This is a genomic window from Paenibacillus sp. W2I17, from assembly GCF_030815985.1.
Classification (GTDB): Bacteria; Bacillota; Bacilli; order Paenibacillales; family Paenibacillaceae; genus Paenibacillus.
The window spans coordinates 1,782,419-1,798,799 of record NZ_JAUSXM010000001.1 but is presented as its reverse complement, the minus strand read 5'-3'; the positions used below and the strand labels follow the sequence as shown (position 1 = coordinate 1,798,799).

Sequence of the window (16,381 nt, the reverse complement as noted above, 5' to 3'; positions counted from 1 at the left end):
GAGAACAAGACTCACATAAGTTTCGAGTTGTCACAAACTTTTTATGGAGGACAAACAAAACTCAACAATACACTCATAGACTATATACATGGCTCCGTTCCATATGTAGGAAATCATTGATGAAGGGGAGGTGATCTTCATTCCTCTTGTCGTTCGTTCAACCGTTAATGCTACGGGAGCAATTACATTTACAGGAAATACGCTTGGACTGAGTCGTTCGGAAACAGCGGGGGTACCTGGAACACAGGACAGTATTGGAGGTTTTATCACAACCAACACCAGCCTCCAGTACGGCACCTATCCCCTGGGAACTACAAGCCTGTATCAGAGCAACAGTTCAGCAGCCATTCTTACACTGCCTGCTGGAAGTACCGTTCTGTATGCAGAATTGATCTGGGGCGGCAGTTACATCAATGGTACAGTCAATCTGAGTGCTGCCATCAACAATCCGGTTACGTTTATTACACCCGCAGGGACTTCCAGTGTCACCCCGGATCCACTTACCTACAATCAATTCGATCTTGGGGGCGGTGCTGCTGGCTATGTACGTTCTGCTAATGTGACGACACTTGTACAAAATGGGGGAGCAGGTACATATATCACCGGAGCAGTGGTAGGGACTATCGTTATTACAAATGATTCCACGGCCAATCATGCGGGATGGACACTTGGAGTCATTTATCAGAATCCCAATCTGCCTTTTCGCAACATGTCTTTGCGTGCAGGGGGCGTACTCGTTCAATCCACTTCTCCACCTGTCGTTACCACACTGACTGGATTTGCAACGCCCCTTTCCGGTGTATTGGGAGGAAGAATACTATTCAGTGCGCAGGAGGGTGACGCGAACCGGACCGGTGACCAGGCATTATTCGGGCCAACCTCAGCTACATCGGTTGCTTTGTCCGGGCCCAATAATCTAGCTGCGAACTTTTTTGCTTCTCAGATTAACGGAGATACCGGAGCGCTTAATACAACCGGAACGTTTGGGACACGAAATCAGATCAACGGGGCTCCAGGCACCAATATTATCGGTGGACGTCAAGGCTGGGATATTACCAATGTGGATGTTTCGGCAAGACTGATCAATAACCAGTCATCTGCGGTGTTGACATTAACGACCTCGGGGGATGCCTACATTGTCAACGCCAATGCAATACAAGTTGATATTAATGCTCCCAAGATCACATTGGCTAAGGCAACGGTCGCCGCCGGTGCAGTTGCCGGGGATAGTATTCTATATTCGGTTACCGTTACCAATGCAGGCACTGCAAGTGCGGCCAGTGTTGTTTTATCCGATTCACTTCCTGCAGGTCTTACCTTTATTCCAGGCAGTGTCACGGTTGCAGGTATACCCCGTCCAACACTTGATGTGACGGTAGGCATTCCGCTGGGTTCGTTAACTTTATCCAGCAGTGTTGTTGTAACCTATCGAGCACTCATCGGTCAGGATGCAAGCATCCTGCAACTGGTGAATTCGGCTAATGCAGCCTTTACATTTCAAAGTGTAGCAGGGGGGCCAGTCATTACCGGAGTTATTCCGTCCAATAACTCCACCCTTACTGTTTATTCGCCAAACCTGTCCATTGTGAAATCGGCGAGTACCACCAATGCCACGGTGGGTGACCTGGTAACCTATACACTCCAAGTGAACAACGGAGGGAATGTTGCTGCCAACGTTACATTGAGAGATAACATTCCAAGTGGTAGCTCATATGTAGCAGGCAGCTTTCGTCTAAATGGAAATGTGATTGCTGGCGCCAATCCGGTTACCGGCGTTAATCTGGGGAGCCTCGCGGCAGGAAGTGCCAATACCGTGACCTTTCAGGTACTTGTAACAAGCTTGCCGACACCGCCGACTCTTGTGGATCAGGCTACGGCTTCTTATTCCTTCAATTCACCTGATGGTCGGACGATCACGGGAAACATCGCCTCGAATACCTTAACAATCCCGGTTACATTGCCCAATGTGACCACGGTAAAATCAGCATCAGTTACCGATGTTGCTGTCGGGGAGACCTTCACGTACACCGTAGTTACTACCAACAGCGGTATTCAGGTGATTAACAATGTGGTACTTACAGATGCGCTCCCTGCTGGAACAACTTTTGTTCCCGGCAGTGCAACCGTAAGGGGAACTGTCGTACCGTCTGCGAATCCGAGCAGTGGTATCTCTATTGGGACATTGGCGGCCGGAAGTTCTGCAACGGTGACGTTTCAGGTGAATGTGCAGTCTTTGCCTGCTTCAGGTTCGTTATCCAATCGAGCGGTAGTGTCCTATAGCTCTGGTTCGTTCACGGGTATTTCCAACTCTAATTCCATTCCAACCCCTGTATACCAAGCTGTTGTCGGTATCAACAAGTCGGCAAGCCAAACCAATGCGACACTGGGGGATCAGATTGCATACACACTTGCGGTCACGAACAGTGGAAACATAGCGACTCAAGTGAATGTGACCGATACGATTCCAGCGGGACTGACGTTTGTCCCGGATTCGGTAACCGTGAATGGTACTGCACGTCCTGGAACCAGCCCGTTAACCGGAATAATACTGGGCAGCCTCCTGCCGGGAGTTACGGCTACGGTGGTGTTTCGCGCTACACTCACCACACTTCCGACTCCCCCGACACTGGAGAATCAAGGGACTGCAAGTTATACGTACCAGCTTCCAAGTGGACGGAATCTCTCCGGCAGCAGCTTATCCAATATCGTTCGTATATCTGCATCGGCTCCCAATGTTTCTATCAGTAAAACAGTAAACACACCAGATGCGACAGTAGGAGATGTGCTTACGTATACCGTTGTTGCAACAAACGCAGGAATTAGTGCAGTACAAAATCTGGTGATTTCGGATGCACCGTCCGGCTCTGAATTTGTCCCGGGTAGTGTCACGATTAATGGATCTGCTGTTACCAGCGCAAGTCCCGTTGCGGGAATCGCAGTGGGTACATTAAATAGCTCAAGCAGTGTAACTGTGACCTATCAGACCAGAGTGAATTCTGTTCCATCCACGGGTTTGGTTAGTAACCGGGCCAATGCAGCATTTACATCAGGCAGTTTTAACGGTGTTTCTTCTTCCATATCGGTAAATACCCCCATATTTCTACCAGTGATTCAAGTGGTGAAGTCAGCAAGTACAACAAGTTTGACGGTAGGCGATACGTTTAATTACACCATCCAAATTAACAATACAGGTAATATAGCTGCAACGGTTACCTTGACAGATCCCATTCCAGCAGGAGCAGTATTCAGCACAAATAGTGTCATTATTAATGGCGTACCTACACCTGGGGTCAGCCCGGAGTCGGGGATCAGTCTAGGAGAGATTGCTGCGGGCTCAGGTGCAACGGTCACCTTTGTTGCGACGGTTACCAGTTTGCCAGATGCAAGGCAGTTAATTAATCAGGCGGTTGCTTCATTTGCCTACACGCTTCCAAGTGGGAGAACCGTTGCCGGTCTCTCGTCATCCAACACCATCACTATTCCCGTGTCTCTGCCCAATGTTACGATTGTCAACAGTGACAATGTAGAGTACGGCGTAGTCGGGGATGTCATTCGATACACATCTGTTATTCGTAATAACGGCACAGTAGCCGTTAATAATGTGGTATATGTCAATCCTCTTCCTTCGAATACCCCATTTGTACCCGGAAGTGTCATTGTGAACGGGACTTCGTTCCCGCTCTCCAATCCGACCGCCGGCATTCCAATCGGTACGTTGGCTCCAGGAGCCGAGGTTACCGTAACTTTTGAGGTGACGATTACCATGCCGATTCCTTCGCAGATTAACAATCAGTCGACGGTCAGCTTCACATCCGGTTCATTTTCAGGGTCATCATCGTCCAATACCACTCAGACTCCGGTCATACAACCGCAGATTTCACTTGTCAAAACGGCAAATACCGTAAATGCGACCGTAGGTGATACGGTTGTATACACGGTAACGGTCAGCAACACAGGCAATCTGGAGGCAAATGTTACCGTGACAGATACCATTCCTGCTGCGACTACTTTAGTAGCTAACAGTGTTGTGGTATCCGGTGTGCCACAGCCTGGAGCGACGCCAGCAGCAGGCATTCCGGTAGGCATTGTAGCAGCGGGGGCGACGGCTGTTGTCACGTTTGCCGTTGTTGTGGATTCACTTCCATCTCCGCAGCAGCTTAGCAATTTTGCTACATCGTCCTTTACATTTACACCTCCAGATGGGCGGACGTTGACTGGCTCAGCCACTTCGAATACGCTCACGTTTCCAGTCTCTTCACCAAACGTCTCTGTTGTCAAAAGCACAGCTTCCACTGCGGCTACGGTAGGCGATACGGTGACCTATTCCATTCTGGTGACTAACAGCGGTATTGCACCGGTGAACAATATTCAGTTCTCGGACCCGATTCCAGCTGGAGCCTCCTTTGTTACAGGGAGTGTCACAGTGAATGGGGTTGCGCAACCCGGAGCCAATCCGGCAGGTGGAGTATCTCTTGGGACATTGGGTCCCGGAACGTCCGCAACGGTCACATTCAGTATCCGTGTCGACGTGATCCCGCCAAGCAATCAGTTGAGCAATCGCTCTACGGTCAGTTTTACCTCAGGTACATTCTCAAGCACAACCTTCTCTAATACCGTGGTCACTCCGGTGTACCAGCCTATTCTTTCAGCACAAAAAACAGCCAGTACACAAAATGCTACCGTTGGGGATACGGTCAGCTACACGATAACCGTGAGCAATCAGGGAAACTATGGAGCCCAGATTAATCTGACAGATAACCTTCCAGCCGGAACCATCCTTGTTCCAAATAGCGTTATTGTGAACGGTCAACCGCTGCCAGCAGGAAATCCGGCAACCGGCATCCCCGCAGGCAATGTGGCTCCCGGAGCTACGACCACCATTACCTTTTCAGTAGTTGTTGATACGCTGCCAAGTCCGCAACAACTGGTGAATCAGGCTACGGTAGCTCTATCATATACATTGCCGGATGGGCGGAACATCACGGAGTCTGTTCTATCCAATGTGCTGACCATTACCGTATCGGCACCGGATGTCGATGTCGTCAAATCCACAACTTCAACGGCGGTATCTGTTGGTGATGTCGTAACGTATAGCATCGCTGTAACCAATAACGGAATTGCAACGGTCAACAATGTGGTTTTCACGGATGCAGTGCCGACAAGTACCGTTCTTGCGCCAACCGGCGTGTTTGTCGATGGTGTTCTGCGCCCTGGAGCCAATCCTTCTACGGGAATAACACTTGGTTCCATCGCACCTGGCGTTACGGTAACCGTTGTATTTAGTGTGCAGGTTACGGCGCTTCCGGCAAGTGCAGTGTTAAATAATCAGTCCACGGTCAGCTTTACATCAGGTGTTTTCTCAGCGACCACATTCTCCAATACGGTTACAACTCCGGTCTATCAACCTATTCTGGCTGCAGTGAAAACGGGAGATCAGACGGTAGCCACAGTAGGGGACACCGTTGTGTACAGCATCGCCATTTCCAATACCGGGAACTATGGGGCATCGGTCACGTTAACGGATACTATTCCGGCAGGAACAGAGCTTGTTCCAAATAGCGTTATTATTAACGGGGCCTCTGCACCAGGTGCAGATCCTGCTTCGGGTATTCCGCTTGGTGTCGTTTCCACAACAACTCTAGTTACCTTCTCCGTTGTGATTGTGACGTTACCATTGAGCCAGTCCATAATCAATCAGGCTTCTGCGACATTTTCGTATACATTACCTGATGGAAGAACACTTGGAGGCACGATTACATCCAACGCACTTAACATTCAGGTATCTGCTCCGAACGTGAGTGTAGTCAAGACGGCTTCGGTAGTTGATGCCGTGGTAGGGGATACGATTGTGTATGAAATGGTTGTGACCAATGAAGGAATTGACCCGGTAAACAACATTGTGATCACCGATCCGATTAACCCAGCCACCACATTTGTTACAGGCAGTGTTTTGGTGGACGGCGTCCCACGTGCCTTGGCCAACCCTGCGCTGGGCATAGCCCTTGGTAGTTTAGCCCCTGGAGCATCGATCGCGGTATCGTATGCAGTGCGGGTCAATACACTGCCAACACCACCGGAAGTAAGCAGTCAGTCTTCCGTAAGTTTCACATCGGGTGTTTTCTCGGGAGCAGCGTATTCCAATACGGTTGTAACACCAATCTATCAGCCGATTATTGCCTTAACCAAAACAGGTAGCACTTCCAATGCAACGATTGGTGACACCATCACGTATTCTTTTGCAATTATCAATAGTGGGAATCTTGCTGCTAATTTGACATTAATCGACAGTATACCGAACGGAGCGGTACTGCTTCCCAACAGTGTTCTGATTGATGGTGTTCCACAGCCAGGTGCGAATCCGGAGACGGGTATCGTTGTGGGTACCATACCGTCCGGAGGTACGGTTACTGTAACGGTTACCCTCGAAGTGACTGTAGATTCGTTGCCGCAGGATCAGCAACTGGTTAACCAGGCCGTGGCCAACTATACATTTAGTCCACCCGATGGCCGTCTGTTGACGGGGACCGTATCTTCGAATGTTCTGGTTATCCCGGTATCTGCACCAAATGTTGTTGTTGCCAAAAGCACAAGTGCCATTGATGCAGTTGTTGGTGATGTAATCACCTATACGGTTGTAGTAACCAATAGCGGTATTGAAGTGGTGAATAATGTGGTCATGGTTGACCCGGTACCTGTAGGTACAGTATTTGTGCCAGGAAGTGTTACGGTGGATGGTGTGCCAAGACCAACGGGGAATCCGAATACAGGCATCACGCTTGGTTCGATTGCTGCGGGTGCTTCCGTTACGGTTACATTCAGAGTAGAGGTTGTGGTGATATGAGCCAATCTTCCGGTCCGTTGTCCCATTGGCTAAAGAATCAGTCCCTGGTTCGATTCAGCTCGGGTGCGACTGAACTGGAACAGGTATCCTATTCGAATACGGTTGTAACACCGTGGATCGGCCCCAGGCTTGAAGTCAGAAAAGTCTGCAATGTCACAGAGGCTGCCTTGGGGCAGTCTCTTATCTACCGTGTTGAAATTGTTAACACCGGAAATCTTACGGCCCTAGTGCACCTATTGGATCAGCTATCTGCAGAGACGGCACTGCTTCCCAACAGTGTATTGCGTGATGGTATTCCGTTACCGGGAGCATCACCGGAGAGAGGATTGCCTCCAGCTGAAATCGCGCCCGGAGCCACGTTGCGATACCACTTTCAAGTTGTAATCTTGCGTTTACCTGAGGCACTGAAGCTGCTGAATCAGGCACAGGTTAACTATGAGTTTTTGACACCGGAAGGCAGAACGGTTACGGGTATGGAACAATCCAATATCGTGGAGGTCAATCTGGTCTCATCCCGGCTGGAGATCTCCTTGCAGGCGGATCACATCTATACCTTCTCAGGGGATATTGTCATGTACACCGTCATCGTGAGCAATCCGGGTTTTATTACAGCCACGAATGCCCAAGTAACGATTTCTTTGCCACAAGGTATTGTTTTTATACCTGCGAGTGTCATCGTAGATGAAATGTTTGCACCACAAGTAACGCCTGATACGGGCATACAACTTGGAGAGATTTTGCCCGGAAGCTCAATTAGGATACAATATCGGGTTCAGGTTACGGGGGGAAGCGATGCAAACGGAATATCAAGTGTAGCTGTACTGGCGTATATCTCGGCAGGACAGCAGGAGACGGTCTACTCCAATCAGGTTACCTTGGAAGTGATACAGCCCCAGGTCTCTGTGTTGAAAAGTGTGCTCCCGGTAACGGCCACATTGGGTGATGCTGTCCAATATAATATTACTGTCTCCAATGGAAGCAGTTATGCAGTGGATGGAACTCTCCTGGATGTACTGCCAACAGGTGTGACATTTGTCGAAGGCAGTCTGGGCTGGAATGGGGTTAAACGTCCCGGAACCAATCTGGCTAAAGGGCTTAATCTGGGGACGTTGACAGCCCGGTCGGTTCTGAATATTCAGTTCGAAGCGAAACTTCCAGATCGAGATGAATCGATGCCTGATGACTACAGGTATGTGAATCATGCTAGCCTGATGTATACATTTCGATTGCCGGATTCACGGTCAGTGCAGCGGATGATTACATCCAATGAAGCTGTGGTCGAATTGAAAGCGCCGATAATTCAGGCTTACGTTCAAGTGACACCCACATTGGTCGAGCAGGGAGGTACCGTCACTTTTCAGGTACGTGTGGGGAATACGGGTAATTTGCCGGCACGTGTTCAACTTGGTAGCATTTTACCTGAGGGTGCCAGATGGCTTGGGCAAGCTACGGGTGAGATCCAATTGAGCTTACCAGAGTATTCCACACCACGGGTTCTGCATGTGGGCGTGATTGAGCCTGGAACGGAAAAGAACATCTCCTATGTAGCGAAGTTAGCTTCTGAGAAGACGGGGACGCTGCAAGGAGCCTTGATTGCTCGGTACACGTATGAATGGAATGGACAAAAACGGGCTGGCGAAACCCGATCGAATGAGTACAGCATCATTGTGGAGTATGGAGAAGAATAGGAGGTATCACGGTTAACGGTCACTTGCCTGAGGAATTTGGTCATTCTGGTTGCCATGAGATTACACGAACGTAAATGAATGGTATACTAATTGAATATGAACTCGGCAATCAACCCGTGGAATCGGGACGTCGGAGTAGAGGAGGCAGCCACATTGGCAAAAGCAAAAGTAGCAAAAAGACCTACACGGGATGAGTTTGAACTTGAAGAGTTGGGAAACCAGCTGGTTGAAGCCTTTCGGGAACGTTCGGAAGTACTGTTGACGGTATGGGGCAAAGAAGATCAGGTGCAAGGAGTCATCGTCAAAATGGACTCCCGTACACGACTTGTGCACGTAGAGTATACCGAAGAAGAGTTCACGGCGAAGGTGCCTTTTCTAGATATCATGCGTGTGCAATCTCCACGGTACTGAACGAAAAAAAACAGCAATCTGAATAATTAGGGCATCCGCCCTGTCAAAGTCGTTCTTCCTGCATAAGATATCCCATACCTGTTGCAGAGGAGGTACGGTCAATGAGCGAAGTATTAGGTGGAGAAACAAGAGGCTACGGATACGGAGGTTTCACTTCTGTAGGTGCCATTCTGGTTCTGTTCATCCTGTTGGTTATCATCTCCAAAGCGTTCTTGGTATAATGCATATCTCTAAAGAATGAAAGAAGCTCTGCCATCGCGGCAGAGCTTTTTTTGTTCGTTCAGTCCTTGGCGAATTTTGTAGAAAATCGGTGTAAGTCCTGCTTACGTTATGTTAGAATATAACCATCCCTAGAGAAAGAAAGAGGTGTTTAGATTATGAGCCAAACGTTAACAGAATCTTTAAATGAACAGATGAATTTTGAGTTTTATTCCGCTCATGTATATCTGGCTATGGCAGCCTATTGTTCCAGCAAAAGTCTGGATGGATTTGCGAACTTCTTCATCGTGCAAGCGGAAGAAGAGCGATTCCATGGCATGAAAATATACAAATTCTTGAATGATCGTGGACAACGCGCCACACTTGCGGCTTTGCCAGAACCGAAGAATGAATATGCTTCGATGCTGGATGTATTTGAGCATGGTTATGCTCATGAACAGCAAAACACGAAAAAATTCTACAATCTGGCTGACATCGCTCTGAATGAACGTGAACATGCAACGATGTATTTCCTGAAGTGGTTCATTGATGAGCAGGTTGAAGAGGAAGCATTGTTTGACAACATTATTCAGAAGCTGCGCCGCATTGAAAAAGACAGCAATGCCTTCTACATGCTGGATGCCGAGTTTGGCAAACGTTCGTTCACTGCTCCTGCTGAATAAATGCACGTAGGAACTCGATAAGATTCCAGCGTCAAAACACCATTTACATACAGCATGAGGTAATGATCCTGAAAGCAATGGGGGCAATCTCCTTGCAAGGGATAATGTTTTGATGCCATATGCTGATTGAAGACAAAGAAGCCTGCACTTGTGCAGGTTTTTTTTGCATGCAACGATATTTAATGATTGTATTGATTTGCTTGAATCGGAGTAAAGGTCTATCAAAATTCTGAATCTGGGTAATAGAGGATATGTCACAATTGATCTATCCTGACGGGATCTTATTTTGCGCAAATCTATCAAATTCGTATTAAATTTTAGGTTTATCTGACAAAAGTGTAACTCTACCGTAGCCTTTGGAGCGAGAACAGGAGCCACTATCTTTGATAGTATTAGGATTAATCGCCAAGGGATGAAGGTAGAAAAACATGGACACCCGGGGAAATATAACACATAAGGGAGACTTTTAATTATGCTACATATTCGTAAATCTATCATGGTCACACTTGCTATTTTACTAATCATTCCACTATTATTGCCGCAGTCGGTATCTGCCAAATCAGCTGCATCCAAGGATGGTGCAAGCAAAGCAAATTCCAAAATCATATACCTGACGTTTGATGATGGGCCAACCGCTCATACGGGTCAGTTACTGGATATTCTGGATCAGCATCATGCGAAGGCAACGTTTTTCATGCTGGGTCCTCAAATGGAGAAATTTCAGAAGGCTACCAAACGAATCGTAGCTGACGGGCATGGATTGGGTCTGCATGGTGTGACTCACGTTCCAAGCAAATTCTATAAATCTGCATATAGCGGATTAAAAGAGATGCAACAGGCCAATGCAAGTCTGAACAAGGTTGCCGGAGTTAAAACAAGTCTCGTGCGGACGCCATATGGTAGTAAACCCTATCTCAAACCGGCATTCCGTAATGTACTGCTGGGCCAGGGTGGATTCCATCTATGGGATTGGAATGTGGATTCGGAAGACTGGAAATACCAGAAAGATCACCAGAAAGTCTATAACAGTGTAATGAAACAGATCCACAATGTGCAAAAGAGCGGAACAACGCCTGTTGTGCTAATGCACGACCAGGAAGCAACGCTGAAAGTATTACCGCAAGTATTGAAAACATTGAAGGCAGAAGGGTATCGTTTTGAAGTATTAAGCCAAAAAATGCAGCCAGTTAACTTCTGGAACGACAAGCGTTAATCTTTTGAATTTTTAGATTGGCTACAACGAAGGAGGTACACATCATGAAGAAACAACCATTGTGGATCACGATTCCAGTAACGACAGCGGTTTTACTTGCTCTGGCAGGATGTGGCGAACCGGATTCAAATACAGCATTATCAGAGAATAGTTCTTCACCAACGACAACAGTGGGAGAGCAGACCGAGACCGGCAGCGGTGGTGCTGATTTCTCTAATGAAAATGAAACAGGAACCAAAGAAAATGCGGGTACAACAGATCATGAAGACACATCAGGATCGAAGGCAAATGACAACCAAGTTGCCACTGGTCAATCAGTTGTGAATGATGTGATCAAGCAAGTTCGCAACCAGTTGAAGAGGAAGGATGTAGCGTTACCCACTTCATTCACATTGGACAAGGGTACATTTTTGGGTGTGGCAATACTGTCCAATACTGCTGATGAATTTAAGGTAAAGTTCTACGCTACCACTCAGTCTGTTGCCATTAACGATCCATCTTTAACTGCATCCGATAGTAAGATACCTGTACTGGCCTCCTATGAAGTGAAGACCTACAAGGACCCGAATCAGACAGAAATTTTCCCTGAGACGGACCTGAAAGATATTCCAGCAGATATGGCTGTGGATCTGGGATATGGCATCAAAGGCATGAGTGAAGGTGCCGCAGGCAGTCAATATCTGACTTGGCAAGAAGGTAGATGGACGCTGGAAATTCGTTCGGTATCCGAAGATGAAATGAATAATCCGGGCATAGCGAAGAAAATGGTGGAGTACCTGGAGTCACATACCTTGCCTGTACCCAAAGATAAAGGGTATATCAAGGTTGAATATCCAAGTGGTGGAAAGTCTGTTCATGTAACGATCTCATGGCAGGACGGTAACAAAATTCATCAGTTTAAGACCGATCAAGTGCCATTAGAAGCTCTTGGCATGGTTGTATCTGTGAAATAAATCTTGAGTGTTTACGGATATTCTGCAATGTAGAAGAGATGAGTGTGGGATTGTTACGATAGACCTAAAAAAGCTTGGCCCAGGAAGAAATTGCTGGGCCAAGCTTTTTATTGTGAGCATGTTATCGCAGCTTATGCAGCGGGGGTACATGCTTATTTTTGTTTCAATGGGTTAAAGCGGTACTTTCATTTGAACCACCCTTTTTCCTTGGAGCGAGTGATGGCCTCAATTCGGTTACTGGCATTTAACTTGTTGAGAATAATGGAGATGTAGTTACGCACCGTTCCCGTTGTGATGAACAAATGCCCGGCGATTTCCTTGGTGTTCTTCCCATCTGCCATGAGGCCGAGAACAGCATTCTCCCGTTCCGTCAGGGGATTCTCTTCTACATAAGCCTCATCGACCAGGTCGGGAGCAAATATGCGTCTTCCATTCATAACTTGGCGGATGGTTTCAGCCAGTTCTTCAATCGGACTATCCTTGAGCAGGTATCCACGAACACCGCCTTTGAGCGCACGTTCGAAATAGCCGGTTCGGGCAAAAGTGGTCAGAATAATGACTTTACAGTTCAAACCTTTCATCTCTTCTGCCGCTTCCAGCCCACTTTTGACGGGCATTTCGATATCCATCAGACAGATATCCGGGGTCAGTTCTTTGACAAGTGCCAAAGCTTCCTGTCCATTGCTTGCCTGTCCTACCACCTGCATGTCTTTTTCCAGATTGAGCAGGGAAGACAAGGCGCCCAGCATCATGCGTTGGTCCTCGGCGATTACAATGCTGATCATGTTGTATCCTCCTTCATTGGTTTGCGTGTCAGCTTAGGCACTTGAATAACGAGTTGTGTGCCTGTTTTATCTGCTCCAGAGCGAAGATCCAGACAACCGTTCACAAATTCAAGTCGTTCCTTCATACCCAAAATGCCGGTACCGCGTCGATCCTTGTTGCGCGTGCGTTCTATGCCTACACCGTTATCTCGAACCGTTAAAATGTTATCAGACTGTGTTTCTTTAATGGTGATGGTGCATACCGTGGCCTGACTGTGCTTGACTACATTGGTGACGGCTTCTTTCAAGCACATGCCGATTACATTTTCATTCAATTGCGATGTATCTTGCAGCTTTGGATTGCCTTCCAGCATAAATTCAATCGAAGCGGCCTTCAGAATCTGCTCCGCCCGGAACAGTTCATCAACTAATTGTGTACCACGCATGGTGGTGACCATTTCCCGAACTTCCTTCAGAGCTGTGCTTGCCGTTTGTCTGAGGTCGTTCAATTCGATCTCGGCCTGATCGGGATTATTGCGGAGCAAACGCTTCGCCAGATCGGTTTTCAGACCAATCAGTGAGAGCTTCTGCCCGAGGGTATCGTGCAGGTCACGAGCGATACGCTGTCGTTCTTCCATTTTTACGAGATCATCCAGTCGTTTGTTGGCATTCTCCAATTGGCCTTCCAATTGTTCAGTCTTGTTTTTGTTATACGTACTGATGGGAAGCAGAATGGAGGCCATCAAGCTGATGAATACAAACGGGAGTTGGCTCACCAACAGAGAACTCTGATTAATGAAACCATAATTAATGGTTAGGAAACTGGCTCCCAAATTCACCGAATAGAGGGTGAAGAAACCGGCTTTATTTTTAATATTCCCAATAAAAAAAGCAAGAAACAATGAGAAATAGGCATAATCATAAGCGATAGTCATCGTAATGGATATGGCAATGAGCAATCCAATCCACATGTATACCTGCCAGCCCTTGGTGATGAAGGCGAGCAGATAACAGACGAAGAAAACGAGGATGATGATAATGCCAGTTACCAACGTCCATAATTTGGAATATTGTGAAATGAAATAGAAGGGCAGGATGAAAAAGGCGAGCCATACATAAAGATTCAATCCTGTCTTTTTATAAAAATTTTGCATCCACTTTTGAATGGAATTCTCCTCCTCAAACTTGCAATGTACTCAAACTTAGCATGACTGTAGCATGACTATGGCTTGAACACAAGAAAACGAATCCGACAGAGTTAAGGCTTCTCTGTCAGACCCGCTGGATTGGTTACTCGGATAGGCGGTTGAACATACGGCTTGCGGGATAGCTTTTTGAGCTGTCTGAAGCTAATAAACTGTTTAGAATCTTCATCCCACAGACGGAAGCGCAGGGCAACCAGACTGGAACGTAGTGTAATAGTCGTTGCTTTTTGCAAGGGTGGTGTTGCGTTATGTGCTTCTTCCAAGAAATAGTTAGGTACACGTGGGCTCAAGTGATGCACATGGTGAAACCCAATATTACCACTGATCCATTGCAATAATTTTGGCAATTTGTAATAAGAACTGCCTTCAACAGCTGCTTTTACATAACTCCACTCATCTTCATGTTCAAAATACGTCTCTTCGAACTGATGTTGAACGTAGAACAGCCAGATACCAAAGAAACCGGAGAAGAAGAAGATAGGTGCCTGAACCATTACAAAAGCCTGCCATCCGACTAACCAGGACATGAATGCATAGAGCACTACGATCAATACGGTAGTCAGGTGTGTATTGATACGTTCTTTACGTCTAGCACCTTTGCGGTTAAAACGGTAAGCCAACAGAAACACGTAAATGGGTCCGATACAAAACAATACAAACGGGTTACGATAAATCCGATAGAAGAGACGACCCCAAGGAGAAGCTTCTTTGTATTCGTCAACCGTCATAACCCAGATATCACCTACACCACGTTTGTCAAGATTACTGCTTGTTGCGTGATGGATAGAATGCTCGTTTTTCCACTGCTGATAGGGTGTAACTGTCAATACACCAGTAATGGTACCGAGAATATCATTGGCGCGTTTGCTCTTGAAGAATGAACCATGACAGCAGTCATGGAAAATAATAAAGGTCCGTAGTACAAATCCGGATGCCACCAAGGCAATCGGGAAGGTCAGCCAGTAGGAAACCGATAAGCTAAAGTAAGCAGCAGCCCATAACAAGAAGAGCGGGAGCAATGTATTGATTAACTGACGGATACTTAATCTGAGATCATTTTTTTCGTAAGGGGTAACTTCTTTTTTTAAGGCCATTTCTTTTGATCTGTTCATAAAATTGTGTCCTCCTTCAATCGTTATAACTGTAATCAGCTACAACTTGGCGTTTCCCGCTAGACTTTCCTGTTAGGAAGCGTTTTTATCATTGTAAAACAATCCGAACATGACAGTAAGTCATAAACGTCAGCCTTCTGTAATGATGAATATCAATGATCGACCATGACATTTGTCATGGGTGTATGACTCAATAGCTCTGCGAAGACAGAAAAGCAGGTTTTACTAATTCCTTTGCACAAATTACGCAACAATTTGTATTATGTATACAAATTTTGTTGAGAGCATGGTAAAATCTATCTTTGAGTGGTTATGACAACTTATGAGACAGGTCGATTAGGTTGATTTCTGATGGATTGGATGGAATGCATAATGAAGAAACGAATTACGGATATCCTATTTATTATGGCAGGTGCATTTCTGTTTGCACTCGCGGTGAACCTGTTTGTCATCCCGAACGATTTGGGTGAAGGCGGCGTCACGGGTATCACGATTATTTTGTATTACCTGTTTGAATGGTCCCCTGGACTGATGAACTTGATCCTGAACGGTATTTTGTTAATTGTGGGATATCGGTTTCTTGATAAAACGACTACGGTATATACGATTATTGCGGTGGTATTCAACTCGTTTTTCCTGCATCTGACGGAGAGTTGGACGATTGCATCGGATGAACTCTGGATCAATACCATTTTTGCCGGAGTATTTGCCGGTCTTGGTATTGGCTTAATTGTTAGAGTGGGAGGCACAACGGCGGGAACAGTGATCCTGGCCCGACTTGCCAACAAATATCTGGATTGGAATATCAGTTACGGACTTCTGTTCTTCGATCTGATTGTGGCTTTCTCCTCATACTTCATCATTGGACCACAAGGATTAATGTGTACAATTGTCTTGCTGTTTGTTGGAACCAAAACAATGGAGTTCATTATTGAAGGGCTCAATCCGAAAAAAGCAGTTATGATTATCTCTTCCAAACAGGATGAAATCGCGAAGCAAGTCATTGAGAAGATGGATCGAGGAGTAACCGTCCTGTCTGGTCATGGCTATTACACGAAAAATAAGAAAGAAATTCTATACATTGTGATTAGCAAGCAGGAAGTTTCTATGCTGAAGAAGATTGTACGAGCAGAAGATGAGATTGCTTTTATCACCATTCATGACGTGCGTGATGTTTTCGGTGAAGGATTTATTGAACTCTCCAAAACTTGATGAATATGTATGTAATGAAGAAAGGAGTTGCGGTGAAATATCACCGCAACTTTTTTGATAGGTTAATGGTACCCGGTATTAATCTAGTTCAATAAGAAAGA

At 46.5% G+C, this 16,381-nt stretch carries 11 protein-coding genes; 8 read left to right on the top strand and 3 right to left on the bottom strand.

Annotated elements, in window-relative coordinates:
* Window positions 1-130: 130 nt before the first annotated feature.
* The 7 genes from QF041_RS07665 to QF041_RS07635 all read left to right on the top strand — a co-directional run bounded on the left by QF041_RS07665 (window position 131) and on the right by QF041_RS07635 (window position 11,987).
* On the top strand, window positions 131-6,841 hold the full coding sequence (locus QF041_RS07665; protein ID WP_307413306.1) for a DUF7507 domain-containing protein: 6,711 nt from the start codon (window positions 131-133) through the stop codon (window positions 6,839-6,841).
* On the top strand, window positions 6,838-8,529 hold the full coding sequence (locus tag QF041_RS07660; RefSeq protein WP_307413304.1) for a DUF11 domain-containing protein: 1,692 nt from the start codon (window positions 6,838-6,840) through the stop codon (window positions 8,527-8,529). The genes QF041_RS07665 and QF041_RS07660 overlap by 4 nt, the downstream gene beginning before the upstream one ends.
* Before the next feature lie 153 nt (window positions 8,530-8,682).
* Window positions 8,683-8,940, top strand: a complete 258-nt coding sequence (locus QF041_RS07655; protein ID WP_036608707.1) for a YolD-like family protein — start codon at window positions 8,683-8,685, stop codon at window positions 8,938-8,940.
* A 101-nt stretch (window positions 8,941-9,041) separates the two neighbouring features.
* Window positions 9,042-9,161 carry a hypothetical protein gene (locus QF041_RS07650; RefSeq protein WP_017688846.1) on the top strand — a complete coding sequence of 40 codons (120 nt, stop codon included), beginning with the start codon at window positions 9,042-9,044 and terminating at the stop codon, window positions 9,159-9,161.
* 156 nt (window positions 9,162-9,317) lie between these two features.
* Window positions 9,318-9,821 (top strand): ferritin, encoded by a 504-nt coding sequence (locus tag QF041_RS07645; RefSeq protein ID WP_076217026.1) that lies wholly within the window; start codon window positions 9,318-9,320, stop codon window positions 9,819-9,821.
* 472 nt (window positions 9,822-10,293) lie between these two features.
* Window positions 10,294-11,034, top strand: coding sequence for a polysaccharide deacetylase family protein (locus QF041_RS07640; RefSeq protein WP_307413301.1), 741 nt, complete (start codon window positions 10,294-10,296; stop codon window positions 11,032-11,034).
* 44 nt (window positions 11,035-11,078) lie between these two features.
* The gene (locus QF041_RS07635; RefSeq protein ID WP_307413299.1) at window positions 11,079-11,987 is read left to right on the top strand and encodes a hypothetical protein; all 909 of its coding nucleotides are present in this window, start codon (window positions 11,079-11,081) and stop codon (window positions 11,985-11,987) included.
* Between the two features lie 185 nt (window positions 11,988-12,172).
* Here QF041_RS07635 and QF041_RS07630 read toward each other — a convergent pair whose 3' ends face one another.
* From QF041_RS07630 to desA, 3 genes are all read right to left on the bottom strand, one after another.
* Window positions 12,173-12,772, bottom strand: coding sequence for a response regulator transcription factor (locus QF041_RS07630; RefSeq protein ID WP_307413297.1), 600 nt, complete (start codon window positions 12,770-12,772; stop codon window positions 12,173-12,175).
* A complete protein-coding gene (locus tag QF041_RS07625; protein WP_373461299.1) occupies window positions 12,769-13,905 on the bottom strand; it encodes a histidine kinase in 1,137 nt (378 codons plus the stop codon). The genes QF041_RS07630 and QF041_RS07625 overlap by 4 nt, the downstream gene beginning before the upstream one ends.
* Before the next feature lie 104 nt (window positions 13,906-14,009).
* Complete coding sequence (gene desA, locus QF041_RS07620) at window positions 14,010-15,068, bottom strand: Delta(5) desaturase DesA (protein WP_036608678.1); 1,059 nt, start codon at window positions 15,066-15,068, stop codon at window positions 14,010-14,012.
* A 372-nt stretch (window positions 15,069-15,440) separates the two neighbouring features.
* Here desA and QF041_RS07615 point away from each other — a divergent pair, with 372 nt between their 5' ends.
* Window positions 15,441-16,280 carry a YitT family protein gene (locus tag QF041_RS07615; protein ID WP_307413295.1) on the top strand — a complete coding sequence of 280 codons (840 nt, stop codon included), beginning with the start codon at window positions 15,441-15,443 and terminating at the stop codon, window positions 16,278-16,280.
* Window positions 16,281-16,381 lie beyond the last annotated feature (101 nt).